This window comes from Candidatus Peribacteraceae bacterium, from assembly GCA_041661065.1.
Lineage (GTDB): Bacteria > Patescibacteriota > Gracilibacteria > Peribacterales > Peribacteraceae > CAIKAD01.
In genome coordinates, this window is sequence record JBAZVD010000001.1 from 572,875 (window position 1) to 597,464 (window position 24,590).

The 24,590-nt window shown below is 61.0% G+C and carries 21 protein-coding genes and 1 tRNA gene; 9 read left to right on the top strand and 13 right to left on the bottom strand.

The window, feature by feature from the left end:
- Window positions 1-352: 352 nt before the first annotated feature.
- Window positions 353-1,630 carry an Nramp family divalent metal transporter gene (locus WC698_02635; protein ID MFA6039133.1) on the bottom strand — a complete coding sequence of 426 codons (1,278 nt, stop codon included), beginning with the start codon at window positions 1,628-1,630 and terminating at the stop codon, window positions 353-355.
- Window positions 1,631-1,691: 61 nt separating this feature from the next.
- A complete protein-coding gene (locus WC698_02640) occupies window positions 1,692-1,901 on the bottom strand; it encodes a hypothetical protein (protein ID MFA6039134.1) in 210 nt (69 codons plus the stop codon).
- Between the two features lie 134 nt (window positions 1,902-2,035).
- On the opposite strand from WC698_02640, the gene WC698_02645 reads away from it, so the two are divergent.
- Window positions 2,036-3,169, top strand: a complete 1,134-nt coding sequence (locus tag WC698_02645; protein ID MFA6039135.1) for a deaminase — start codon at window positions 2,036-2,038, stop codon at window positions 3,167-3,169.
- Between the two features lie 81 nt (window positions 3,170-3,250).
- A tRNA-Tyr gene (locus WC698_02650) sits at window positions 3,251-3,335 on the top strand.
- Window positions 3,336-3,447: 112 nt separating this feature from the next.
- On the opposite strand, the gene WC698_02655 is transcribed toward WC698_02650, so the two are convergent.
- A complete protein-coding gene (locus tag WC698_02655; GenBank protein MFA6039136.1) occupies window positions 3,448-4,431 on the bottom strand; it encodes a GrpB family protein in 984 nt (327 codons plus the stop codon).
- Window positions 4,432-4,530: 99 nt separating this feature from the next.
- Between WC698_02655 and WC698_02660 the strand changes: the two genes are divergently transcribed.
- Window positions 4,531-5,400, top strand: a complete 870-nt coding sequence (locus WC698_02660; GenBank protein ID MFA6039137.1) for a DMT family transporter — start codon at window positions 4,531-4,533, stop codon at window positions 5,398-5,400.
- Between the two features lie 22 nt (window positions 5,401-5,422).
- On the opposite strand, the gene WC698_02665 is transcribed toward WC698_02660, so the two are convergent.
- The 6 genes from WC698_02665 to WC698_02690 form a co-directional block, all read right to left on the bottom strand.
- A complete protein-coding gene (locus tag WC698_02665; protein ID MFA6039138.1) occupies window positions 5,423-6,640 on the bottom strand; it encodes an ABC transporter permease in 1,218 nt (405 codons plus the stop codon).
- 105 nt (window positions 6,641-6,745) lie between these two features.
- The gene (locus WC698_02670; GenBank protein ID MFA6039139.1) at window positions 6,746-7,981 is read right to left on the bottom strand and encodes an ABC transporter permease; all 1,236 of its coding nucleotides are present in this window, start codon (window positions 7,979-7,981) and stop codon (window positions 6,746-6,748) included.
- Window positions 7,982-8,031: 50 nt separating this feature from the next.
- Window positions 8,032-8,781: an ABC transporter ATP-binding protein gene (locus tag WC698_02675; protein MFA6039140.1), complete on the bottom strand. Its 750-nt coding sequence runs from the start codon at window positions 8,779-8,781 to the stop codon at window positions 8,032-8,034.
- A gap of 26 nt (window positions 8,782-8,807) precedes the next feature.
- Window positions 8,808-10,679 carry an efflux RND transporter periplasmic adaptor subunit gene (locus WC698_02680; protein MFA6039141.1) on the bottom strand — a complete coding sequence of 624 codons (1,872 nt, stop codon included), beginning with the start codon at window positions 10,677-10,679 and terminating at the stop codon, window positions 8,808-8,810.
- Window positions 10,680-10,691: 12 nt separating this feature from the next.
- Window positions 10,692-11,132: a MarR family transcriptional regulator gene (locus tag WC698_02685; GenBank protein MFA6039142.1), complete on the bottom strand. Its 441-nt coding sequence runs from the start codon at window positions 11,130-11,132 to the stop codon at window positions 10,692-10,694.
- 97 nt (window positions 11,133-11,229) lie between these two features.
- Window positions 11,230-12,078 (bottom strand): sugar nucleotide-binding protein, encoded by an 849-nt coding sequence (locus WC698_02690; protein MFA6039143.1) that lies wholly within the window; start codon window positions 12,076-12,078, stop codon window positions 11,230-11,232.
- A gap of 178 nt (window positions 12,079-12,256) precedes the next feature.
- Between WC698_02690 and WC698_02695 the strand changes: the two genes are divergently transcribed.
- On the top strand, window positions 12,257-14,524 hold the full coding sequence (locus WC698_02695) for a DNA translocase FtsK (GenBank protein ID MFA6039144.1): 2,268 nt from the start codon (window positions 12,257-12,259) through the stop codon (window positions 14,522-14,524).
- 36 nt (window positions 14,525-14,560) lie between these two features.
- Here the strand turns inward: WC698_02695 and WC698_02700 are convergent, their stop codons facing one another.
- The gene (locus tag WC698_02700) at window positions 14,561-14,716 is read right to left on the bottom strand and encodes a hypothetical protein (GenBank protein ID MFA6039145.1); all 156 of its coding nucleotides are present in this window, start codon (window positions 14,714-14,716) and stop codon (window positions 14,561-14,563) included.
- Window positions 14,717-14,943: 227 nt separating this feature from the next.
- On the opposite strand from WC698_02700, the gene WC698_02705 reads away from it, so the two are divergent.
- The 4 genes from WC698_02705 (at window position 14,944) to WC698_02720 (ending at window position 16,957) form a co-directional block, all read left to right on the top strand.
- Window positions 14,944-15,561, top strand: a complete 618-nt coding sequence (locus WC698_02705; protein ID MFA6039146.1) for a non-canonical purine NTP pyrophosphatase — start codon at window positions 14,944-14,946, stop codon at window positions 15,559-15,561.
- Window positions 15,562-15,610: 49 nt separating this feature from the next.
- A complete protein-coding gene (locus tag WC698_02710; protein MFA6039147.1) occupies window positions 15,611-16,009 on the top strand; it encodes a hypothetical protein in 399 nt (132 codons plus the stop codon).
- Window positions 16,010-16,078: 69 nt separating this feature from the next.
- On the top strand, window positions 16,079-16,441 hold the full coding sequence (locus WC698_02715; protein ID MFA6039148.1) for a hypothetical protein: 363 nt from the start codon (window positions 16,079-16,081) through the stop codon (window positions 16,439-16,441).
- A gap of 96 nt (window positions 16,442-16,537) precedes the next feature.
- Window positions 16,538-16,957, top strand: coding sequence for a hypothetical protein (locus WC698_02720; GenBank protein MFA6039149.1), 420 nt, complete (start codon window positions 16,538-16,540; stop codon window positions 16,955-16,957).
- Here WC698_02720 and WC698_02725 read toward each other — a convergent pair.
- The 3 genes from WC698_02725 to dnaG form a co-directional block, all read right to left on the bottom strand.
- Window positions 16,929-19,967 (bottom strand): ATP-dependent DNA helicase, encoded by a 3,039-nt coding sequence (locus WC698_02725; protein ID MFA6039150.1) that lies wholly within the window; start codon window positions 19,965-19,967, stop codon window positions 16,929-16,931. The two genes, WC698_02720 and WC698_02725, sit on opposite strands and share 29 nt — an antisense overlap.
- A 207-nt stretch (window positions 19,968-20,174) precedes the next feature.
- Entirely contained in the window at window positions 20,175-21,665 is a 1,491-nt protein-coding gene (gene rpoD, locus WC698_02730) for an RNA polymerase sigma factor RpoD (protein MFA6039151.1), read from the bottom strand.
- Between the two features lie 158 nt (window positions 21,666-21,823).
- Entirely contained in the window at window positions 21,824-23,557 is a 1,734-nt protein-coding gene (gene dnaG, locus WC698_02735) for a DNA primase (GenBank protein MFA6039152.1), read from the bottom strand.
- Between the two features lie 206 nt (window positions 23,558-23,763).
- Between dnaG and WC698_02740 the strand changes: the two genes are divergently transcribed.
- Entirely contained in the window at window positions 23,764-24,558 is a 795-nt protein-coding gene (locus tag WC698_02740; protein MFA6039153.1) for a hypothetical protein, read from the top strand.
- Window positions 24,559-24,590: the final 32 nt, after the last annotated feature.

Here is a 24,590-nt window from a genome sequence, read left to right on the forward strand (position 1 = left end):
GCATCACCTCATCCTCGATGTCACGGTACAACCGAGTGCTTGCAGTTCATTTTTCATCATTCGTCCAGCACCCATCCTCCAAGACGGAAGGTACACATGTATGGAACCCCGGCACGGTGAACTCCTCACCCATTGCAGTATGTCATGCGCTACGTCTCGTTCGCTCCTCTGATTTGCTTGTCCTTGTACAGAGACATAATCGACGATGATCGCTTGTTCGTGCGCGGTTGCTTGTGCGGTGATGGGCATGTCGGAAGTGTACGGTCGTACACCTTCCTTGTAAAGACCATTGCGTCACACATCATCACATCGCGCATCTCATTCTCGTCGGAGACGCATCCCAAGTGTGTCTTTACCACGTGAGGAAGAACCCCACGCCTGCTGTGGCAACGACAGCCGTCGTCACCCATCCCGCAATGCGGAGCGACTTGGGAATGACGAGGGAACCCATCACCTTTTCGTTTGAACTCATGTGCACGAGCGCCGCCATGAGCGGCACCGAGACGATGCCGTTGACCACGGCGGAAGCAATGAGGGCGTCGATGGGATTGATGCCGAAGAAGTTGAGGAGCAAGCCCATCACCGTCGCAGCGGTGAGCACGCCATAGAACCCCTTCGCCTTGTGGACATTCCGCTCCAATCCCACCGGCCATCGCATCGCTTCCCCCACGCCGAACGCGGCGGATGCGGCAAGCACCGGCACGGCCAGGAGCCCCGTCCCCACGATGCCCGCCGCGAAGAGGAAAGCGGCAGCGGAACCCGCCAACGGCCGGAGCGCCTGCGCGGCATCGGCCGCCGTCTCAATGGTCGTCAAACCGGAGGCATTGAGCGTCGCTGCCGTTGTGAGGATGATGAAGAACGCAATAATGTTGCTGAACGCCATGCCCACCACGGTATCCACCCGTAACTTCCACAGCTCTTGCTTTGCATTGAGCGGGAACCTGATCAGCGCGTGCAGGAAGCGGTGCGCACGTATCTCTTCCACTTCCTGCGACGACTGCCAGAAGAAAAGGTACGGGCTGATGGTGGTGCCCAGTATGGCGATGATCATGGCCAGTGATTCCTTGTTGAGGGAAAGGTTGGGGATGAGCGTGTAGAAGGCGACGTCTTTCCAAGGGATGTCGGTGACAAATGCCGTGATGACGTACGCGAAGAGCGCGAGCACCAGCCACTGCAGGATGGGGACGTACTTCTTGTAGGGGAGGAAGACCGCCAAGTACACGCACACGAGGGAGAAGAACACCACCGTTACCGCGGAGGGGACGCCGAGGAGCAGTTCCACCGCCTCCCCCATGGCGCCCAGGTCCGCCCCGATATTGATCGTATTGGCCATGAGCAAGAGGCCCACACTGAAGTGGAGGAGCCAGCGGGGATAGTACTGGCGGAGATTGGCCGCAATCCCCTTCCCCGTCACCCGGCCGATCCTGCCCGATATCTCCTGTATGACCACCATGAGCGGGAACATGAACAACGTTGTCCACAACATCCCGTACCCGAACTTCGCCCCCGCTTGCGCGTAGGTGGCGATGCCGCTGGGGTCATCGTCGGAGGCGCCAGTAATAACGCCGGGGCCGATGTGCTCCCGGAAGAACTTCTCTGTTTTCTCCAACCATGCCTTTCGGCGCTTCATGGTTGGGAAGCGTAGTGGCCTCCCCCTTCCCAAGGCAACAGTTTCCGCGCATGCGCCGCCCTCAATCCATCATCCTGCAATCCAAATTCTCCAAAGCCTTCTTCACCTTCTCAATCACGCCCTCGGGATTGCCTGTGAAGGATATCTCCAAACTGTTTCCCCCTCCCTCATGAACCTCAAGCACAACCCCCGTCATATTCTGCAGTGCTGCATGCAACCTCATGGAGGCAAGAGGACTCAACACGCTGAGCACCACCGGCACCACCGGCATTTCCGTACCTTCGTCGCCGACGTTTTCACAGTGTGACACGTGGCAGGAGAAGCGGACGCATCGATGGTACGCAATCCCACGCCCTACCGTCAATGACACCTTGTCAAAAGGGCGGTTTCGGGGATACTGAGGCCATGTCCCTGTACATCGGACTCACGGGCTACATGGGTTCCGGCAAGGGCGAGCTGATCAAGATGCTCGCCAAGAGCGGCTACGCCCCCCTCTCACTCTCGGATATGGTCCGCGCGGAAGCCACGAAGCGGAAACTCGCCCACACGCGCGGCAACTTGCAGGACGTGGGCAACGATTTGCGCTCAAAGCATGGACCCGGCGTGCTGGGAAAGATGATTTGCGAAACAATTGAAAGGGAAACGGCGCGGCCATTTGCCGTGAAAGCGCGAAATGGGCCTGCCCACCGTAGCTCCGAACGGAACGAAGAGCGGAGTGGGCCTGCCCACCGTAGCTCCGAACAGGGCGAGGAGCGAAGGTGGGTGATCGACGGCATACGCAACCCCGGCGAAGCGGATGAACTTCGCAAGCTTTCAGGCTTCCGCCTCATCGGCATCACGGCGCCTACGGACACGATCATCACGCGCCTGCAGAAGAGGAAGCGGGAAGGCGCCGCACTTACCAAGAAGCAGATAGTGGAGCGTCTCGAGAGGGAGAAGGGCGTGGGCGAACCGCCAGAAGGCCAGCAGGTGAAGAAGTGCCTGGACCGCGTGGATTACCTCATCATCAACGACGGGACGCTGAAGGACTTGGAGGCGAAGCTCCGGCATTTCCTGCGGCTCCTGAGCGGGGAGGACCGCCCCTCCTTCCACGAGGTGTTCATGGAGATCGCCTACGCATGGGCCAAGCGGGCCACGTGCCTGCGGAGGAAGGTGGGCTCCGTGATCGCCAAGGATAAGCAGCAGCTCACCGCGGGGTACAACGGCGCGCCGCGCGGTATCCCCCACTGCGCGGAAATGGGCGGGTGCCTGCGCGAGAAGCTCAAGATCCCCTCCGGCCAGCGCCACGAGATCTGCCGCGGCACGCATGCCGAGCAGAACGCCATCACACAAGCGGCCAAGTTCGGCATCAACATCGAGGGCGGCACCCTGTACTGCAACTGCTTCCCGTGCGTCATCTGCACCAAGATGATCCTCAACGCGGGGATCACCACGGTCGTCTACGATTCGGATTACGACGATGCCCTCTCCAAAGAGATCCTGGGACAGCAGAAACTGCTCAAGCTCGTTCGATATGAGGGGTGGAAGTACGGGGCGTGAGGACTTCAATGCATTGAACCGCATTCAGGTTTGCCGTACACTATGTGCAGTGACAAGCTGTTCTTTCCAGCATGCACTCGTGGGTCGGTCGGATAGTGGCAATTCCGCCGCGCTGTAGACGCGGTGCCTCACGGCTTCGGGGGTTCGAGTCCCTCCCGGCCCACCAGAATCCAATTATTTCCATAACTCATCCTGGATTGTGAAACAATCTACGGAAAGGATGAGAAGTTTTCTCTGACAACGCTTAGCGGAATATCTGCATAATCGTTGCTCAGAGCTTATTCTGCCTTCCAAGCTGGAACTTCGATCACGACGACATCGGATGCGAATTCAAAAGACGTTGTTTTCATAATGTTGCCGATATCTTCCTCGTTCCTTGAAAGAATGAATATTCGACGATTCGGAATATGTTCCGACTTCCGTAACCATCTATGGACCTTTTTCAAATAGGAGTCAGTATAATACGGTTTCTCCTCCGGATGCATCTTTTCCAACTGCTCCCTGTCATCGCGTATCTCAAATTCATCGAAGATAACCACCGCATCTTCCGGCAAGTCACCAATCTCCTCGTTCATATTCTTGTGGTACCGAACATCCATACCTGTATTCCTGAGGAAAGGGATGAGCGTCTTTGTTACAAAGTACGTTTTACCGGCGTCCCTCCTGCCGACCAACAGAACATTCTTCCCCTTTTCAAGCGCGGATACTATTTCAGTGACCATGGCTTCTCTGGTGAACTGCGGACGTTTCGGTGAGTACTGACGAATGACGCGCTCAATGAATGCTCGCTTGCCATTCGTGTACGTCTTGCGATCCTCAGAATACTTGCCGGCGAGTTCAGTTTTTAACAATGCATATTCATTCCGTAAAGATTCACTGCTTCTGAGTGCGGCGCGAAAAAGCATAAGATCATTCCATGTGGTACTGCATCTATGCATCAGATGGATATGGAACTCTCGGGCTTGCTCCCCGCATACCCACAGAACGCTGTCTTTCATCCCCTGCGGTTCACCTTCTTCATACCCCAGACTGTCCAGGTTCTTTCTCAACGCATCGAGTTCCACTGATGGCTCAATACCGAGCGCAATATCCAGAATGGGTTCCGCAGGTACGAACGGTATAGCCGTACTTCCAACATGCTCTATTGTCACGGGATGATCCCTCAACCCTTCCAATAAACGCGCCTGTTCTCTCGCAAAGATTTTATTCCATTGTGAGTGATTACTGACCGGCTGAACTATCTTCTTCGTGAAACCAAACATGCCAGTACTGTATCAGGATCATCATTCAAAGCCTCGTTCTTCCGCGCGGGATGCACTTTTCCGCTACTATTCAATCACAGATAGCCTTCCAAATCCGCAATGTTCTACCTCTACGCCCTCCTTTCCATGCTCGGGTATGCGCTGCAGAACGTGCTGCTGGCGCACTATGCGCGGAAAGTGGACGGTCTGAGCCTGGCGTTCTACCGGAACCTCTCCTTCTCCGTCACGCTCCTTCCCCTCCTCCTCGGCTCATCCCGTGCGGAGATCGCCGCGGTCGCCGCACACTGGCAACTGCTCCTGCTCGGAGGTCTCTCCGGCGGACTCTACCTGGGACTCTTCTACGCCTCGTACCGCCACCTCCCCGTGGGGATCGCGGGCGCTATCTCCCGCGCCCTGATGACCGTGCTCCTCGTCGCCATCGGCTGGGCGGTTTTGGGTGACGTGCTCTCTCCCGCGGCGCTTGCTCTCCTGGCGCTCATCATCATCGGCAGCGTGCTCCTGGCGGCCAAAGGGAATGTCCATGCGCACCTGGGCAACCGTGCGGGGTTCGGGATCCTGCTGGCCGTGGCATCCGCCCTCCCCCTCACCCTCACCAACGTGACACCGGCCGCGCTCAGCCGCATCGCCAACCCGCTTGTCGCGGGATATTTCTGGGAAATCTCCATTGCCGCGGGCGCCGGGTTCCTGCTCATATTGCGCCGGGTCTTCCTGCGGAAACCCATGGGCCGCATCAGCGGACGCACGTTCCTGGGCATCGCCGCCGCCGCCTCCCCCACCCTCGTCGGCACGGGATTCTTCATGCTGGCGACGCACGCCGGGCCCGTCGCCATCGTGACGGCCGTGGGCAGCGCTTCCCTGGTGGTGACCTCTCTCCTCGGCATGCGTTTGTACCGCGAACACCTCCGCTGGGTGCAGTGGGCGGCGATCCTCCTGGTGCTCGCGGGCGTGGCGGGCTTGAAGTTCGCGTGAGAACGACACCATCATCCGAACGTCATTCGTACCGCATCGCCTCGATGGGGTCCAGCACGGCGGCCTTCCGCGCCGGGTAGATGCCGAAGACGAGGCCGACGATCGCCGCCATGCCCACGGAGAGGACGATGGCGCTAAGGGGCAGGGAGTACGCGAAGCCATCCAGGAACTTCCCCGCGGCCGTGGCCATTACGAAGCCGATGCCCACCCCTCCCGCGAGGCCTATGAAGCCGCCGGAGACCGTGAGGAGCACGGATTCCACGAGGAACTGGAGGAGGATGTCGTTGCGACGGGCACCCACCGCCTTGCGCAAGCCTATCTCCGCCGTCCGCTCCGTGACGGTGACGAGCATGATGTTCATGATGCCGATGCCGCCGACGAGAAGGGAAATGCCGGCGATGAGCCCCAGGAAGAGCGTGATGCTCATGGTGACGGTGTTGAGCATCTGCGTCGCCTGCTCAAACGAACGCACGATGAAGTCATCTTTGTCGGGATCGTTCTCCGGGTTCTTGATCTTGTGCCGTTGGCGCAGGAGCATTTCGATGTCCAGCTTCGTAATCTCGTTGTCCCCGCGCGACTGGAGGGAAATGTAATCCACCGTGGAGGAATTCCCCGCAATGCTCCGCGCAACGGTGAGGGGCATGTACACGTATGCGTCCATCTGCTGGCCGATCACGGATCCCAGGCTCTCCAGCACCCCCACGACGGTGAGGGTGGCCGACCCCACGTTGATGCGCTTCCCCACGGGGTCCGTCTGGCCGAAGAGGTCCTCGGCGGCCTTCGGCCCCAGGACTACGACATTCTTTGCGCCGGAAACGTCGCTGTCCGTCAGCAGCCTTCCCGCGCTGATGCTCATGGACCAGTTGTTGAATGCCTCCTTCCGGGTGCCGAAGATGAAGGGCGCGATGTTCTCCCTCCCGTAGGTCACCCGCTCGCGGACAAAGATCACCGGCGCCGCATTCTGCACTGTGGAGAGCTTTTCGATGGCCTCAAAGTCCCCCGCCGTAATGGTATCCGTCGCCGCACCGATCTGTTCCAAGCCTTTGGGCTGCACTTCGAAAGTGTCGCCGCTGAAGCTCTCTACCTGGCTGAGGATGAACCGCTCGAAGCTGGAACCCACCGAGACCATGAGCACCACGGATCCGACCCCGATGATGATGCCGAGCGTGGTGAGGAGGGAGCGCATGAGGTTGCGCGTGAGTCCTCGGGTTGCCGTATGGATGGTGTCGGCTAGTCGCATGGGGATTGACGGTGGGGTATAGACGGTGTGCGGGATGGTGGTAGGCGGTGTGCGGGGGGGTGGTGGATGGCGGTGACATCGTATGGACGCCATGGCATGGCGTCCTTACTCGTACCGTAGTGCCGCTATGGGATCGAGCACCGCCGCCTTGCGCGCGGGATAGAGGCCGAAACCCAAACCGACGCCCATGGCCATGAGCATGGAGACCGCCATAGCGAGGGGGTTGAGGCCGAAATGGTAGGTGGAGAGGAATTTCTGCGCGATGAGGACTATGAAGAAGTCCAGAAGCACCCCCAGCAGCAGGCCGATGACCGCCCCGATGAATGTGACGACCACCGCTTCCACCAGGAACTGCAGCAGGATGTCGTTCCGCTGCGCCCCCAACGCCTTGCGCAGACCGATTTCCCGCGTCCGTTCCGTGACGGATACGAGCATGATGTTCATGATGCCGATGCCGCCCACCACGAGCGACACGCTGGCGACCATGGTGATGAAGACCGTGAGGGCGAGGGACACCGTCCCCAGGATGTCCTGCGCCTGCTCCGCCGTGCGCACGAGGAAGTCGTCATTCTTCTTCGGATCGGCGGGCGGCGAGACGATGCTGTGGCGTTTGCGCATCAAGTACTCCACATCCGCCACCCCGTTCGCAATGTCCTCCGTCGCCCGCAGCGTCACCATGTCCACGTAGTCGCGCTGCTCCACGGCCTTGGCCATGGAGAATGGAATGATGATGCGGGTGTCCTGATTTTGGAAGAACTGCGTTCCCACCGCCTTGAGCACGCCGATGACGGTGTACCGCCTCCCCCCGATCTCAATGCGCTTCCCCAGGGGATCCTGCCCCGGCATGAGGTCCTCCACGATGTCCGGCCCGATCACTGCGACGGGACGCACGCCGATCTCATCGGTCTCATCGTGAAAACGCCCGCTCGTCACTTCCACAGATTGATTGCTGACATAGTCCGGTGTGGTCCCCACCACGTTCGCCTCCACCTTCTCACGCCCGTACGTCGCGGGTTCCCCCAGCATGATCATGGGGGCGACGCTCGTCACGGATTCCAGCTGCCGCAGCGCTTCCACGTCGCGGATGGTGATGGCGTCGTAATCGGTGTTCATGGAGGACGTTCCCCCTTCCGGGCCTTTCGCCCCCGGCCAGAGCGCGATGACGGTGGGGCCCAGCGTGTTGATCTGGCCCAAGATCACACCTTCCATGCTCTTCCCCACGCCGGTCATGAGAACAACGGCCGCCACCCCGATGATGATGCCGAGCACCGTGAGGAGCGAGCGTGACTGGTGAACCCGCACGTCGTTGAATGCCATTCGAAGGGTGTCGCGGATGAGCATGATGGTGGTACGATTGGTGGGATGCGTAGGGGCGCCATGCCATGGCGCCCTTACTTCAAGGTAACGCCTTTTCCCGCAATGCGGCGCTTGAAATCACGGCGGTCCGCGGTGATTTCCCCGTCGTGGATCTGGATGATGCGCTGCGCATGTTCCGCCGTGGTCCCCTCGTGCGTGACGAGGATGATGGTGTGGCCGTCCCTGTGGAGGGTCTGCAGCGCCTCCATCACCTGGATGCCGGAGTGCGAGTCCAAGTTCCCGGTCGGCTCGTCGGCGAAGATCACTTCCGGTTCCGTCACCAGGGAACGGGCGATGGCCACGCGTTGCTTCTGCCCGCCGGAGAGCTGGTGGCTGAGATAATCCATGCGGTCCATGAGCCCCACCGTCTCGATGGCTTTCACGGCGCGCTCGGAGCGCTCGGAGACGGAAATGTGCGGATGGTAGAGGAGGGGGAGGGTGACGTTCTCCAGCACGGACGTGCGCGGGAGGAGGTTGAAGGACTGGAACACGAAGCTCACGCGCGTCGCGCGGATGCGCGCCAGCGTATCTTCATCCATCTGCTCCGTGGGTTCGCCCTGGAACAGGTACTGTCCCGCCGTGGGGCGGTCGAGGAAGCCCAGGATGTGCATGAGCGTGGATTTGCCGGAACCCGAAGGCCCCATAATGGCTACGAATTCCCCCTTCTCAATGGTCAAATTGATGTCGTGAAGGACGGGGGTCTCCACCTCGTCATTGAAGTACGATTTGTGGAGCTCGACCGTTTCGATGAGGGGATGGGCCGAACGTGAGTGGGCGGTGGTCATGGGTGGGCAGAATGATAACGAGTGAACTATTTCTCCAGGACGACAATCGTTTCCCCTCCGCTCAACCCCTTCGTCACCTCCACATCCCCCGATTGCCCCTCCATCCCCAGCGTCACCTCCTGCTCACGGATGCCGTTGTTCTTCCCGTTCTGGAGGATGCGCACCACCCTCTTACCCTCCTTCTCCAGGACCGCACGGCCGGGAACATACACGATATTCTTTCGTTCCCCCGTCACCACCGTCACATCGCCCGTCATGCCGATCTTGAATTCCTCATGGGGATAGATGAAATCCAACTTCACGCGGTACTTTGAAACGCCGTCCACGAGCGTGGGGGCGGTATCGAGCTCGCTCACGTGCACCTTGTATTCCGTGTCGGGGAACGCGTCGAGCGCAATGCTGCCCGACTGCGCTTGGATCAGCTTCGGCACGTCCACTTCCGAAACGAACATCTCCACGCGGAACGGTGAGTTGCCCAGAATGGTGACCGCCGGCCCGGTGACGGGCGTCGCTTCTCCTCCCTTCACGTTCACGTGGGAAATAGTCCCATCCACGGGCGCGCGAAGGATGGTATCCGCGTAATTCGCCTGGGACTGCGCCAAGGACGCCTGCGCCTGGCGCACGCGGGCGCGTGCCGCATCCAGGTCCGCCTTCCGGGTCCCGGCCCTCTTGAGGGCAAGGTCCGCTTCCTGCGCCTGCACGGCGGTCTGGTAGGTGAGGATGTCCGCCTTCGCGCGCTCCATGGTCCCCTCGCTCGTCGTGATGGTGGACTGTGCCGTGGAGATCCTGGTATCGAACCCGGCGGCCGCGGACTGCAGCCCCGTGTACGCGGTGGTGATGGCACTCACGGCGCTCTGCACCAACCCGCGCTGCGTGGAGAGGCTCGTGCGGTACTGTTCGCGGAGCGCCTGGGTGAAGTAACTCGTTTCCGGAAGCGAACCGATGAGAGTGAAGAGGAGATCAACGGTCTGGGCCGCTTGGCTCACGGCGCTCTGGCCCGATTGGAGGACCTTGAGGGCGTCGTGGTAATCGATGACGTTCGCCTGTTGGCGGACGCTCAGGAGGGCGGCGAGCGCATTCGTGCGGGCGGTGCGGACATCTATGTCCCCGCCGGGGCGCATCTTGATGATGGCGTCCTGCACGATGGTCTTGCCCAGGATATCATCCACCACCGCCAAGGCCGTTTCCCCCGCCACAAGCTGGGAAAGCAGCGCGGAACGCGCCGTTTCCACTTGCCCGCCGAGCGAGGTGGTTGCCTCCTGCTGGACGGTCTTCAGCTGGTCTTGCGCCTGCGTGAGGCTCTTCTTGGCGCTGTCCAACGTCGACTGCGCCACTTGCAGCGCCGCCCGCTTGTTGGCCACTTGCGCCTCCGCGATGGCGATGTCTTCCGGCCGCGTCCCCTCCTCCATCTTCCGCAAGTCCGCCACGGCGGACTGGAGGTTTGCGGATTGCATGGCCACCGCCGCCCCCAAGCTGCCGGCGCGCAGCTGTGCCAGCACCTGGCCGGCCGTGACGCGGTCCCCCTCTTTCACCTGCACGCTCTCCACGATCCCCGCGCCGGGGAACTTGAGTTCCAAATCGCGCTCGGAGGTGACCGTCCCCACCGCCTCCACGGTCTGCTGCAAGTCGCCCTTCTGCGCCATCGCCGTGACGTATTGCGCCTGCGCCGGCTTGAAGAGCCAGGAGAGGGGCAAGCCGAGGACGATGACGGCGACTGCCGTGATGATGACGGCCTTGCGGTGTTTGCGGAGCCAGTGAAGGGTGCGTCGCATGCGGGAGTGCTGCACCGTGTGGTCGGGATGGGTTGCGTGCTGAGGATGCGCGGCATGGGCCCCCTGTCCTGCCGGTGCGGCGTTGGGCGTGTGCGACGCCGCTGCGTGTTGGTGCTGTTTGGTCATGGGAAAGTGGGATTAGTGGATGGCCGCCAGACTGGCGCTAGTATGCAACTTCTTGAGGATGTTGGCGAGTTGCCGTTGCTCCTCCCGAGTGAGGAGGTGGAGGTGTTCCTTGAGGAGCGCCGTGCGTTTCGTCCTCTTCTCTCGCAACGTCACTTTGCCCTCTTTCGTGAGCGTCAAGCGCACGAGCTTGCGGTTCTTGGCATCATGGCTGCGGGAAACCAGTTTGCTGCGAACGAGGCGGTTGACGAACGATGTTGCGGAGGGTGATGCAACATGAAGGACATCCGCCAGTTCCTTCATGGTCATGCCGGGATGGTCCTCAATGAGAGCGAGGGCGTGGATTTGCAGGAAGTTGACAGTAATGCCTTCTTCTTGCAAGCAGATCATCATATGCCTGATGACCCTGGTGAGGCCGAACGAGTAGCGGATGATGGCATCGGACGGAGTTTCCATAGTTCTGCGAATTATTAGGGTATCTAATTATTGCGGAAGAGGGGAACGGACGCAAGAGGATCGCCCCACGATCCGTACCGTGCCGTCCAGAGCCCTCTCACGGGGCTTTCCTAAGTGTACGGAGCGCCGCGCGCACCGTTTCCTCCGCATCCCCCATGGGAATCCCCTCTCCCAAGAGCTTGGCATTGTTGAGGATGCAGTTGCTCCGCGCCGCCTTCGCCACATCGGGCAACTGCTCCAGCGTGAGCCGCTCGAACGCATGGGAAGGATCCACGATCTCCTTATACAGTTCCATGATACGGTAGGGGGAAATGCCGCTACCGTTGACCATGTTGTACGTTCCCGTCTTCCTCTCTGCGATCAGCCGTTGCGCCGCAGCCGTGAATTCCGGGATGAAGGTGATGGAATTCCGCACGTCCAGCACCCTCGTGTAGCCTTTGAGCTTCATGAGGAGATTGCGCGGGCTTTGGGTGGTATCGAAAGGCATGCGCAAGCGAAGGTTGAGGACGCCCCCGCGCCCCTTCCATCCCTCCCCGAACCGCATGAGCATCTGGTCGCTGACGTTCTTGGTCCAGGAGTAGAACGATCCCGCGAAGTTCGGCGGGTCCTCCTCCGTGTATCCCCCGCCGCCGTTCTCCCCCTCGTAGATGCAGCCGGACCCCAGGTGCACCCAGTAGATCCCCCTCTCGCCGCATTCCTCGAGAAGGGTGACCACGCCCGTCACGTTGCTGCGGAACGTCTCTTCCCGATGCGTTTCGCACCAATCCACGTTCGGTCGCCCCGTCTTGCCCGCGGCATTGATCACCACGTCCGGCTTCTCCTTGTCCAATAGCGTCGCCACGGCCGCTTGATCCGCAACGTCCACGGACGGCGTGATGGCGTCAGGATAGAGGGACAGGAATTGGGAGCCGAGATAGCCTTTGGAACCGAAGATTAGAACGTTCATGAGAGAGGGTATAAGTATGATGTATGACGTATTACGTATTGAGTATACACAGGAAAGCTACCCGATGCGGCAACGAGCCTTCCATCAGATCATACGCTATACTCAATACGTAATACTCAATACGCCCACAAAACCTCCTCTTCCTCCAGCCGTACATTTACGCCTATAATGAATCCCGATGCCCAGGGCTCGTCGCAAAGTGAAGCGGCAGGTGTTGAAAGCGGAGGGGATGGAACTGAAATCCACCACGCTCGCTGCCATCAGCGGGTTGGTGCAGATCGTACTCGGCATTCTCCTCTACCTCGCCCTCCAGGGCAGCGCCGGGACGGCGGGGGAAGTGATCCGGCACATCCTCACGTTCCTGTTCGGTGCCTGGGGCATCATCTTCCCCATCTTCCTCGTCGTTTCGGGGATGTTGCGTTGGGCGGCTCCCAACCGCCACGTGGAGTTCAAGCGTTCCATCGGGCTCCTGCTCTGCCTCCTCTCTTTCCTGGGGCTCATGCACATCGGCGCGCCCCTGGAGGAGATCGGTTCGCGGAGGGATGAATTGGCGGGTGCCATCGGCTTTACGGTGAGTCTGCCCTTCCTCACGTTCTTCAGCCGCGCCGTGGGCTATACGGCTTTGAGCGGCGCGTTCATCGCCGGCCTCATCATCACCTTCGAACCCGATCTCGCCGCGTTCTTCCTGTGGCTCAAGGACAAGTTCACGGGCCCCAAGCCGCTGCCGCGACGCCCGGCGGAGTACCTGCCGGGAGAGGAGGACGAACCGGAGGAAGAGCCGATGATGGAGCGGCGCAAGCGTCCGGCGGAGACGGAAGATGAGGAGGAGGATGATGACCTTGTGGAGAAGGAGTCCTCCGTGCAGGAACTAAATATCGTGCGCCCCGCCTTCGCCAAGGCGAACGTTTCCGGCAAGGGAGGCAAGGCGCTCAAGGATACGTTCAAGAAGAAACGGAACGACATGATCGAGATGAAGGACACGCGCTTCGAGGAATGGACCTTCCCCAGCTACGACCTGCTGGAAGACGCCATGAGCCAGCTCACCGTGAAGGACGAGGACCTCAAGAAGCAGGCGTTGCGCATCGAGGAGAAGCTGAAGGAGTTCGAAATCGACGTGACCATGAAGGACGCGCGCCCCGGCCCCACCGTCACGCAGTTCACGCTGCAACCCGCCGAAGGCGTGAGGCTCAGCCGCATCGCCGCGCTCAAGGACGACCTCGCGCTTGCGCTCGCCGCCCCCAGCCTGCGCATCGAAGCGCCCATCCCGGGCAAGTCGCTCGTGGGCATCGAGATGCCCAACATCACGCGGTCCACGGTGCACCTGCGCGAGATACTGGAAAGCCCCTCCTTCGTGCAGAACGATTCGTCGCTCACCCTCCCGCTCGGCAGGGATGTCTCCGGCGAGGCCGTGATCGCCAGCCTGGAAGACATGCCCCACCTCCTCATCGCCGGCGCCACGGGCTCGGGCAAATCGGTGTGCATGAACACCTTCCTCACCGCGCTCCTCTACCAGAACGCCCCGCACGAGCTCAAGTTCATCCTCGTGGACCCCAAGCGCGTGGAGCTCACCCCGTACGACGGCATCCCCCACCTCCTCACGCCCGTGATCACGGAGGCGGAACGCGCCTTGCAGGCACTGCGGTGGGCGGTGGCGGAACTGGGGCGGCGGCTGCACCGCTTCTCGGAACAGGGTGCGCGCAACATCGAGGAGTACAACCGCAAGCAGAAGGACGAGCAGGACATGCTCCCGCGCATCGTGGTGGTGATCGATGAGCTGGCGGACCTGATGATGCGGCAGTTCCGGCGCGACACGGAAACCATGATCGCGCGCATCGCGCAGATGGCCCGCGCCGTTGGCATGCACCTTGTCATCGCCACGCAGCGCCCTTCGGTGGACGTCATCACGGGCCTCATCAAGGCGAACATCCCCACGCGCATCGCCTTCCGCACCGTGAGCTCCGTGGACTCCCGGACCATCCTGGACGGCATCGGCGCGGAGGACCTTTTGGGCCAAGGCGACATGCTCTTCATGGACGCCCGCACGCCCAACCCCGTCCGCATCCAGGGCATCTACACGTCCACGAAGGAAATGGAACGCGTGGTGAACGCGGTGAAGATCGCGGGCGGGGGCAAGATTACGGAATCCATCGGGATCGGCGATGAGGAAGGGGAAGCCGCAAACAACGACGAAGGGGTCACGGCCACCACGGCGACCATCAACCTGGACGCGGATGACAACGGCGGGGACGACCTGTTCTTTGATGCGGTCCGCGTCGTTCAGGACTCGGGCAAGGCCTCCGCCTCGCTGCTCCAACGCCAGCTGAAGGTGGGGTACGCCCGCGCCGCCCGCCTGCTCGACATCATGGAGGAGAAGGGATTGATCGGACCGCCGGACGGCGCAAAGCCGCGGAAGCTGTACGTGGAGCGGTCGAACGTGGAGGGATGAGCGTAGCGACAGCTCTCGCCGTCCTCATTCGCACTTCTATCGCCGTTCCATCTTGCCAACGACCAGCCAAACCACCGCGGCAAGCAGGAGCGCAAACGCCGCCAGGAGCCACGCTTGCTCCGGCGTCACCGTCGCCACATCGCCGGGCAGGGATGCGTGGTGCGCGAGAACGATCATGGAAACACTGCTCATGGGGGGAGTGGGAATGGACTGCCCTTACCCTACAATCCCCTCTTCCATGGGGGAATATCACATAACATATTTAGATTGTTGGCAACTCATATTTCCGCTACCACAAGCCACAAAAGGCGTTCTGCCACCCCATAGAACGCCCCCCTCCCTCGTATCAAATTCAAGCATCTTCTCCCCCTGATTCTCTCCCTGTATTCTTGGAACCCTGTCTTCCTGTCTCCCATTCAATGGAACTCCTTCTGGGTACCAACAACCGCGGCAAGATGATCGAAATCGGCGAGGTTTTGCGCTCCCTCCCCGTAACAATCCTCACACCGGATGCCATCGGCATCGCGGGCGATCCCGCGGAAACGGGTGCGACGTTCGCGGAGAACGCGACGCAGAAGGCTCTCTACTATTTTGAGAAAGCAAAGCTGCCCACGCTCGCGGACGATTCTGGGATCGAGGTGGACGCGCTCCGAGGCGAACTGGGATTGCATACGCGCCGTTGGGGCGCCGGGCCTGCGGCGAGCGACGAGGAGTGGATACGATACTTCCTGGAACGCATGAAGCGCGAGGAGAACAAGCGCGCGCGGTTCATCTGCCACCTCGCACACGTGGATGCGGAGGGACAGGTACACCTCTTCGAAGGAACGTGCGAAGGGACGATCACCGATGACCTGGAGGCGGAGTATCTTCCCGGCCTTCCCATTTCCGCCTGCTTCAAGCCGGAAGGACACGCGAAGGTCTTCTCCGCGCTCGGCGTGGAAGAGAAGAACCGCGCCAGCCACAGGGGACGTGCGTCGCAGAAGTTCGCGGATTTTCTCCGTGCACGTCTGCAAGGACATCACGAACGGCGTTCCTGACAAGAGCGAGTGTGTAACCTCCGTCTCCCTTTCCCGTATTCTAGGGCATATGAAAAAAGCCCTCTTCGCCCTCCTCATCCTCCTCCCCACCCTCGCCTTCGCCGCGTCGCAAGGGAGGGTGGACCGTCTCCGACGCCGTTGCCTGGCGCGTCCCGCCACGCACCAATGGAACGCCCAAACACAACGCTGCGACCGCCTCATCGGCGGGCAGAAGGACGAGCACGGCTGCCTGATCCCCGCGGGCTATTCCTGGTGCGAGGCCAAGCAGAAGTGCCTCCGTACGTGGGAGGAAGCCTGCACGGCATCGTCCTCTTCTTCCGTCTCCGGCACCCCCGTACCTTGCGCCGGTTGCGACCGCGACGTGCACGGGTGCATCGGCTCCGCCGGCTACTCCTGGTGTCCCGTCAAACAGAAATGCCTGAGAGTATGGGAAGAAGCGTGCCAATAGGTGTTTTGAATGCCTTTATGGCCTCTAGCGAGGTCTTGTTCGATCCATGACTGGTGGTATCGTATATCCATGATCTCCTTGAGCCCGCCAAGCCATGATTCATTCGCCGTAGGGCCGACTGCCGTACCGGCCAAAACCGAATTTGTGGACGATGATCCCCTCTGCATCAAGGTCACAAGCGGGGATCTCAACATGCAATTTCTTGTGCAACTTGATAAGACTATCACCGATACCGCAGAACATGCCGAGATCGAAAAGGTCTTTCGTAATTTGATTGAAGTGCTCCTGCAGAACTATTCAACCCCTGATACGATTCTTCGTTTGTCACACCACACGCACGTACGAAGCGTTTCCGTATTGCTCGCATCGATGCCCCAGAAGAAGAACATGGAGGATGATGCCGAAGACACAGACAAGGAGAAGACCCACTGAGTGTTCACGAGTCGGGTACAGTGCGGTGTCATAATCTGCGCCCATCCAGCATCAATGTTGTGCCTGTCACCGGACGGCCTCTTGTACCATATCCCTATGGGAGAATTCCCCGCCTCTCCCCCCAACGGCACATCGCCCGAAAAGGCAACCTGGACCGACGTCATCGAAGGAAAGGGAACCGTGAAGACCGTCGTCGATGCGGAGCGCGTGACAGTGGAAATCCTCCAGGGGAGTTTTCCTTACATCTTCCACCTCACCAAAGGCAGGTGGGTTGATGCCACCGCGCATATCGCCATTACGGAAGAGATACACCGGCTGGCCGTAGAGCTTCTCCAAAATGGCCGCCACTATCATGATTACGAGACGACCCTCAACAGTACCTACTTTAATCGCATGTGGGCTCAAAAGTTTGAATGTCCCAACCATTGCCCCCTCTGCAGGCATGGAAGGGAACGTGGACGGGGAGACGAGCTGGCGTCCTGCAAGTCTACAAGGGAGAAAAATCCAGAGCGGTGATCTTCCCCCACACCGCCCGGATGAGCTCCTTCATCCGGTCCTTCTCTTCCTGCGTGATCACGAAGGGGCGGCTCACCGGGTGTTCCTCGCGCTCGCCGATGAACTCGAGAATGAACGCGCGCGGCGTGAGCGATGGGTACGCCAGTTCGAGCAGCACGGTGTAGAACTGCAGCTGGCGGAAGTAATCCCCTTCCCTGATTTGGTTCTCCGATTGCGGCCTGCCCGTCTTGTAGTCGATGACAACGCCCGCCGCCCCTTCGGGATGGTCGCGGTCGATGCGGTCGATGAGTCCTTTGAGGGGAATGCCTTCCCGCTGCGGTGCCGACGGATCCCCCATGCGCGCGGCGAAGGATTTCTCCACGTGGTCGATGACGGGCGCCGATCCCATGAGGCGTTGGTCGTAGTAGCGCGGCAGGGAACCTTCACCCAAGTGCAGGAGGAGCTTGAGTTGGTTGTCCTTGAGGAATTCGCGCTCGGTGAGGAAATTGCGGAAGTACCCCATGAATTCCTCCTTGCCGATGGGCGCGCCGCCCCGCATGCGCAAGCCCCACTGCTTGAGCGCCCAGTGCACCGCGTTGCCGTAGGCCAGCGCATAGTCGCTCAGCTGCGGCACCTGAAGGAGATCCACCCGCAGGAACTGAATGGGGTCTTCCAAGAAACGGTTGAGGGCGCTGGCGGAGAGCGCGTAGGTCTTGAGCCGCTCCGTGAGAAAGTCCTTCAGCTCCGCGTCCAGGTCGTGCCGGGGGGCGAGGAGCAGCGTCGCCGCGTGCTCGGGGTCGCTGATCCCCTGCTCCTCCTCCGGGAGCGGCCCCGCTTCCGCGAAGAACGCCGAGGGAGAAACCGCCTTGGCCTTCTCCCCCGCCGTAAGTTCTTTGGGGCAGCTGAGAATCAATTCGCGCTTCGCCCTTGTCATAGCCACATAAGCGACTCTCCTTTCATCCTGCCCGCGCTCGTACGCCTTCTGCTCCTTCTCCCAGCCGAACAGGAGGTCTTCCGGCAGGGAAACGGAGGGAGGATGACGGCGCTTGTCCCAGTGCCCTTCGCGGAAGTTCGTGAGGATGACGGTTGCGAACTCCGACCCCTTACTCTGGTGCGCCGTGAGGAGCTGGACGCCTTCCGTGACCAAATGCGGGATCTCGAACATCATGCGCAAGCCGTAGTCGGGATTGAGGTACAGCTCCAGGTCACCCAGGTACGTATCGAATGTCACGCCCGGCATTTCGATCATCCTCTGCCGCGCGCGCTCGAAGAACTCCTGGAGGGCGGCGAGGTCCAGGGGATGGATATCCCTCCCCGCCGCGAGGAGGCCTGCGTCGTGCAGGACGCGATCCACGGTCTCCATGATCGTGCGTGTGTGCCTCTTATTGTGCAAATCCAGAAGGAGGTCACGCACGGAAAGGAGACGTTCCTTCTCCCTCCATGGCACCGACGATGCGGGCGACGCCGCCTGGTCCAACGAAAGCAGGACGTCCGAAAGGCGTGCGGGCTTCCCATCCTTGGCAAACGGCGGTTCACGCCGGAGACGGAACACATGCGCCAGGTCGGCAGGATGGAGCCGAAAACAAGCGGCGCCCAGCGCATCGGCAAGCCTGCTGCTCGTCTCCGGCTCGTGGATGGCGCGCAGGATGGCGACGGCCTGCAGGATGAGGGGATGGTGCAGGAGGTCCGATTTGCCCGTGAGGCGTACGGGAATCCCCTTCCCCGTGAGCACGTCGTACAGGGGACGCAGCTCCTGGTTGGTCTGGACGATCACCGCGATATCGGCGGGCCGCAGACCCTCATCCAGCCTCTTCCGGACGATATCCATGACCATCCATGCTTCCGCCTTGTCGCTGGGGGGACGCAGGAGCACCGGCGGAGTCCCCTGCTCCCCCGAAGCCGCCTTCAGTTCCTTGCGGACGCCGGGGATGCGCCCCACGAGCCTCTCCGTGTTGTGGCCGATGAGACGTCCCGCCGCATCGAGGATGGACTGCGTGGCGCGGTAACTGGTCTCGAGCGTGATGACGGCGGCGGAGGGGAACCGTTCGCGGAAGGAGAGGATGTTCGTGAGGTTCGCTCCCTGGAAACGGTAGATGGCCTGGTCATCGTCCCCCACCACGAACAAGTTGGGGTTGTCCTCGGGCGAGACCGGCCGTGTGAGGAGATCAATGAGCTTCCACTGCGCGCCGTTCGTGTCCTGGAACTCGTCCACCAGGATGTAGTGGAAGCGCTCCTGGAGCCCCGCCAGGAGCCATTCCTCCCGCTGCAGCGCCTGGATGACGTACAGGATCATGTCGTCGTAGTCGTAGCGGCCGGTGTCCTGGAGCATCTGCCGGTAGCGCTCGAAGATCTCCGTGAACTCCTTGAACTTGCGCGCCGTGAGGAGGTTCTTCTCATGCGCCTTCGTCCCGTGCTTGCTCTTCTCCGCCATCGCCTGCTCGTACTCCGCCGCCACTCTGCGCAGCTCCTCCACCGTCTTCCCCTCGCGCTTGACCTCGCTGATCCTCCCGATGATCTCCTTCGTCCGGCCGTAGGGATACTTGGGGTTCAGCAGCGCGATGTCCGGCAAAAACCCGTCGATGATCTTGTTCACCTCCCGAAAGCGCTCGATGTCCGAGATCTGCTCCAGCGCGGACCATTCGTCGAAAAGCGCCGGATTCTCGCCGATGATGCTCTGGCAGAACCCATGGAGAGTGGAGACCGTCACGCCGTAGGCGTCGGGGCCGATGAGGAGCCGGAGCCTCTCCCGCATGGAGACCGCGCCGCTCACCGAGAACGTGAGGCAGAGGATGTTTGCGGGCTTGGCTTGCGTCTTGCGGAGGATGTTTGCCACGCGCAGCGCCAGCGTCTGCGTCTTCCCCGTCCCCGGCCCGGCGATGACCATCACCGGCCCCTCGATGGCCTCCACCGCCTGCCGCTGCTCCTTGTTGAGCTTATTGAACTCGCTCTCGAACACGGAGAGCGTGGCGGACACGTTCCCTGCCTTCGTCTTCCCGCGCCCCGGCGCGGCTTTGATGGGGAGAGCCGGCATACGGAGGGGATGCTAGCAGAACCGCCGCGAATGGCATCCCACTTCCCGTACAACCTTCTATTGGAGGTTCGTTGACGAACTTGATAGGATAGGGCTCCTTCATAAAGAAGGAGTTCCGCGTCTCGTGGAGAGCCCGGACATCACATCCGGCCGTGGGATCATGCCCCACCGCGGACTTTTGAGCCCCATCTTCGGATGGGGCTCTTTTTACTCTCGATACTCCTTCGCACAGTGGTCGCACTTCTCGATCTGCACGCCGTCCTTGATGATATCCACCAACTCCCCCTTGCCGCAGTGGGGGCAGGGGCGGCCCTGCGTGAAGGAATGCACTTGGCTGAAGCCGACGCGCTTGGGGATGCCGCCGAATTCGCGGATCGTGAGGGAGCGCGGATGGTCGCGCATCTTCTGCAGGACCTTGGCTTCGATTTGGCGTATGCGCTCGCGGGTGACGCCGAATTCCTTTCCCACTTCCTCCAGCGTGTGCCCGATGCCGTCCTTGAGCCCGAAGCGCATCTCGATGATCTTGCGCTCGCGCGGCGTGAGGAACTCCAGCATGGCGTGGACGTTCTCTTTGCGCAGCTGGCGGTTGGTCGCTTCGAACGGATTGATCGCTTCCTCGTCCTCGATAAAATCGCCGAGCTTGCTGTCCTCCTCCGACCCCACAGGTGACTCCAGCGAGATGATGTCCTGGCTGATCTTCTGGATGTGTGCCACCTTCTTGATGTCCATCTCCATCTCCACAGCCAGTTCCTCCAGCGTGGGCTCGCGGCCCAGCTCCTGGACAAGGCGGCGCTGCGTGTGGGTCAATTTGTTGATGGTCTCCACCATGTGCACGGGGATGCGGATGGTCCGCGCCTGGTCCGCAATGGCGCGCGTGATGGCCTGGCGGATCCACCACGTGGCGTACGTGGAGAACTTGAAGCCGCGCTCGGGATCGAATTTCTCCACGGCGCGGAAGAGGCCGATATTCCCCTCCTGGATGAGGTCCAGGAACGAGAGGCCGCGCCCGATGTACTTCTTGGCGATGGAGACCACGAGGCGCAGGTTGGCTTCCGCCAGCTGCTGCTTGGCCCCGGCATCGCCCTTGCGGATGCGCCGCGCGAGTTCCACTTCCTTCTTGGCGTCGATGAGCGGCACGCGCCCGATCTCGCTCAAGTACATGCGTACGGAGTCGTTCGAGATCTCCAGCAGGTCGATCTCCCTCTCCCGGCGGCGCTTCTTGCGCTCTTCCTCCGAGAGGTCCTTGTCGGAATCCACGGCGATCCCCGCCATGGCGATCATCTTCATGGCATCGTCCCCCATGTCCTCATCGATCACCTCGACCTTCTCATCCTTCTCGTCGGAAGCGTCGTCATCGTCCGAGGAATCGGCATCGTCCGGCGCATCCGCGATCTTCGTAAGGTCCTCCTCCGGTTTCTCCTCCGTTTCGGCCACACCCGTGGGCAGCTTGCCCTTCTTCTCCCAAATGAGCGCGTCCTTGACGTCGATCACCTGAATGCCGAGCTCCACGAGGAGCGTGTAAATCTCATCGAGCATGTCCACGTTGTCCTCTGCGTTGGGGACTGCGGCGATGATCTCCTGGTGGGTGACGTAGCGCTGCTCCCTTCCCTTCTTGATGAGGTGCTTCACTTTTTCGGGAAAACGCTTCAAATCATCATCTGTGGGCTGTGCGATGAACTTACGCGGATGAGATGCCATAGCGAAGACGGGTGCGGGAGGAAGAGTACCGTGCCGAAAGCCCGAAAAGGATAGTGAACAACTTCCTCTAAGGGAAGAGCACGGCAAAATGAACAATGTATACTACAATTCTTCGACGTATTTGTCGAGGTATTTCGGCGGAAAAAGGCATGTTTTGCTCATCCTACCGTCTTCCTAAGCCGAATGATCTGCATGTACTGGTTCTGGAGCAGCGCTTCCTCGGTAACGTTCTGCGCCGCGCGCGCGGCGATGAGGAGCCGTGCGATATCCTCCTGCTTCCGCTGGAGAAGCTCGCGGTTGGCACTGATGCAATTCTTGCGTATTTCGCGCACTGCCAACGATTCCGACCACTCGGCCAGCCCGTTCTCTTCGCAGAACAGGAGGAGGAGGGCCGCCCGTTCGCGGTGCTCGGGCGCCAGGGGCAGCATATCAAGCGATGTCTCGGAAAGGCTCTCCGCCTGCTTGAGGGCTTCGTAGAACGCGATGGTGAACGGCTCCTCCGGCGCAATGAGTTCCGCGAGGAGCGTGGCGCGCAGTTTGGGGTAGAGGAAGAGGAGTGCCAGCGACAGTTCCGTCTTGGAGAACGACAAGCCGTCCTTCTGCTGGGAGACCGCGGCGGCGGGGGCCGTGCGCGGCGTGCGTTGCAGGTCTTCCTCCAGCGCGGACTCCGTGGTGGAGAACACCGCCGCCGCCTTGGCCGTGTAATCCTTCCGCTCCACCGCGAAGGGCAGGGCTTGCAGCAGGCTGAGAAGCCGGCGGAGGGCTTCGCGCCGGATGACGGCATCACTGAGGTTCTGCGCGCCCAACTGCCGGAGGACGCGGTCCAGGTAGGAAATGCCTCCTTCGGTGAGCGCCGCCTTGAGCTTCTCTTGGCCTTCCTGGAGCAATTCACTGGCGTCCTTGCGCGGCAGGAGGATGGAACGGACATTGAGGGCTTCCGCGGAGAGGAGGAAGAACGCACGTTCGGCGGCATCCTGTCCGGCGCGGTCCGCATCCAGGCACAGGTTGACGGTGTCCACCGTCCGCTTGAGGACCTTTACATGCTGCTCCGTGAGCGCCGTACCGCTCGTTGCCACCACGTTCGTGACCCCTACGCGGTGGCAGGCGAGGAGATCGAAGTAGCCTTCCACCAGAATGACGCTGCGGGCGGCGCGCATGGCTTCCTTGGCATGGTGGAGCCCGAAGAGGACCGACGATTTGTGGTACAGCACGCCCTCGGAAGAATTGACGTACTTCGCGTCATCCTCGCCCAGCGTGCGTCCGCCGAACGCAATCACCTGCCCCTGCGCATCATGGATGGGAAACATGAGCCGGTTGCGGAAGCGGTCGTAGATACGCTCTTCCTTGAGTTCCTTCTGAATGCCCAATCCGGCCGCCAGGATTTCCTTGCGGGAGAACCCCTTCTTGAGGAGGTGCTCGTACGTGGCCGAGAACGAGTCGGGCGCGAAGCCCAGTTCGAACTGCTCCGCCTGCTCCGCGGGCACATCCCTCTTCCTCAGGTACTCCTGCACCGCCGGCGTCGCCTTCAACCGGTCACGGTAGAACTGCAGGGCTTCCCGGAGCACGTCACGGATCCTCTCCTTCTCGTCCTTCTTGAGGGAGGGCGCCGCATGCTCTTCCACCCGCACGCCCGTCCTCTCCCCCAGGTCCTTCAGCGCCTGGCGGAAATCCACGCCCTCGATGGCTTGGTAGAAACTGAAAATATCCCCGCCCGTCTGGCACGCGAAGCAGTAGGCGATCCCTTTGTCCGGCGAGACGAGGAGGCTGGGGTGCGCATCCTTGTGGAACGGGCACAGCGCCACGAAGTTCCTTCCTTTCTTCTTCAGTTGGCAGTACTGCCCCACGAGTTCTTCAATCGTGAGCCTCGCCTTGATGTCCTGGGTGACGTCCATGGGGATGGGAGTATACCGCTCTTTGGGAAGAGTGCTCCACAGAAGGTTGGGGGGCTGAGGTTGCCGAGGGGGCCGAGGTTGCCGAGGATTCCGAAGATTGCAGAACGCCCCCTGTGCGTTGTTCATCGGAATCGTCGGAATCCTCGGAATCTTCCCCTTTCACGACTCATTGCCTCCACCCTCTCCCGAGGGTACCATTACCAACCATGAGGCTCCGCAAAGCGGTCGGTCCCATGGTCCTGGCATTCCTCCTCGCGGGAAATGCCTCTGTTTTCGCGCAGAACGCCACCCAGCAATTCACCTCGGAGAAGTTCAATTACTCCTTCCAATACCCCGATTCGTACACGGCCTCCACGACGAGCGCCAGTTGGAGGGAAGAGGTCACCCTTCTGCGGAACGGTGAACTTGCCCTCGTCACCACCTTCGTCACCTTCGCTCCGGCGGATGCCCCCGTCACGGATTACAAGGACCTGTTGAAGACGAAGGGGACCGTCCTGTGCCAATACCTGTGCCTCATCGAACCGACGGAGGACGTGGTGGCCAACGGAATCCAGGGCGTCAAGTTCTCACTGCAGACAAGGCCTTCCTCGGGTTCGGCGCTGCTCGTGGATCCCTTCCCCGGCACGTCCCTCTACGCCTTCAACGTGCACCCCGGTTCCCCGGACCTCCTCATCCTTACACCGGTATCGGCGGATGCGACAGATGCGTTGAACGGCATTTTGGAGACCATATCCGTTCCAGCGCCCACCACTCCGCCGCCGGCCGGAACGGAGGAGGTTGTTGATCCCGCCACCCTGCCCCCGCCCGAGGGCGGTACGCAGGAGACGGCGCTCCCGGAAGAAGAGCAATTACTCTTCGGCCTCTTCAGTACCCAGCTCTCCACCACCCAGTACCTCGCGCTCGGCATCGCGGTGGTGTGCTGCGTCACCTTCATCATCCTGCGCATCCGTGATAAGAGGCTTGCCGCCAAAGCTTCTCCGGCGTTCTACCAGCAGAAATAAACGTCTCTGACATGGAGGGTGAAGGCAGCAGC

Excerpts from the sequence above, each read along its gene's own strand:
- WC698_02660 (MFA6039137.1), top strand. The coding sequence starts at position 4,531 with ATGTTCTACCTCTACGCCCTCCTTTCCATGCTCGGGTATGCGCTGCAG.
- WC698_02700 (MFA6039145.1), bottom strand. The coding sequence starts at position 14,716 with ATGAGCAGTGTTTCCATGATCGTTCTCGCGCACCACGCATCCCTGCCC.
- WC698_02640 (MFA6039134.1), bottom strand. The coding sequence starts at position 1,901 with ATGCCGGTGGTGCCGGTGGTGCTCAGCGTGTTGAGTCCTCTTGCCTCC.
- WC698_02680 (MFA6039141.1), bottom strand. The coding sequence starts at position 10,679 with ATGACCAAACAGCACCAACACGCAGCGGCGTCGCACACGCCCAACGCC.
- WC698_02710 (MFA6039147.1), top strand. The coding sequence starts at position 15,611 with ATGAAAAAAGCCCTCTTCGCCCTCCTCATCCTCCTCCCCACCCTCGCC.
- rpoD (MFA6039151.1), bottom strand. The coding sequence starts at position 21,665 with ATGGCATCTCATCCGCGTAAGTTCATCGCACAGCCCACAGATGATGAT.
- dnaG (MFA6039152.1), bottom strand. The coding sequence starts at position 23,557 with ATGGACGTCACCCAGGACATCAAGGCGAGGCTCACGATTGAAGAACTC.
- WC698_02740 (MFA6039153.1), top strand. The coding sequence starts at position 23,764 with ATGAGGCTCCGCAAAGCGGTCGGTCCCATGGTCCTGGCATTCCTCCTC.
- WC698_02675 (MFA6039140.1), bottom strand. The coding sequence starts at position 8,781 with ATGACCACCGCCCACTCACGTTCGGCCCATCCCCTCATCGAAACGGTC.
- WC698_02635 (MFA6039133.1), bottom strand. The coding sequence starts at position 1,630 with ATGAAGCGCCGAAAGGCATGGTTGGAGAAAACAGAGAAGTTCTTCCGG.
- WC698_02685 (MFA6039142.1), bottom strand. The coding sequence starts at position 11,132 with ATGGAAACTCCGTCCGATGCCATCATCCGCTACTCGTTCGGCCTCACC.
- WC698_02690 (MFA6039143.1), bottom strand. The coding sequence starts at position 12,078 with ATGAACGTTCTAATCTTCGGTTCCAAAGGCTATCTCGGCTCCCAATTC.
- WC698_02655 (MFA6039136.1), bottom strand. The coding sequence starts at position 4,431 with ATGTTTGGTTTCACGAAGAAGATAGTTCAGCCGGTCAGTAATCACTCA.
- WC698_02665 (MFA6039138.1), bottom strand. The coding sequence starts at position 6,640 with ATGCGACTAGCCGACACCATCCATACGGCAACCCGAGGACTCACGCGC.
- WC698_02720 (MFA6039149.1), top strand. The coding sequence starts at position 16,538 with ATGGGAGAATTCCCCGCCTCTCCCCCCAACGGCACATCGCCCGAAAAG.
- WC698_02715 (MFA6039148.1), top strand. The coding sequence starts at position 16,079 with ATGATCTCCTTGAGCCCGCCAAGCCATGATTCATTCGCCGTAGGGCCG.
- WC698_02645 (MFA6039135.1), top strand. The coding sequence starts at position 2,036 with ATGTCCCTGTACATCGGACTCACGGGCTACATGGGTTCCGGCAAGGGC.
- WC698_02725 (MFA6039150.1), bottom strand. The coding sequence starts at position 19,967 with ATGCCGGCTCTCCCCATCAAAGCCGCGCCGGGGCGCGGGAAGACGAAG.
- WC698_02695 (MFA6039144.1), top strand. The coding sequence starts at position 12,257 with ATGCCCAGGGCTCGTCGCAAAGTGAAGCGGCAGGTGTTGAAAGCGGAG.
- WC698_02705 (MFA6039146.1), top strand. The coding sequence starts at position 14,944 with ATGGAACTCCTTCTGGGTACCAACAACCGCGGCAAGATGATCGAAATC.
- WC698_02670 (MFA6039139.1), bottom strand. The coding sequence starts at position 7,981 with ATGCTCATCCGCGACACCCTTCGAATGGCATTCAACGACGTGCGGGTT.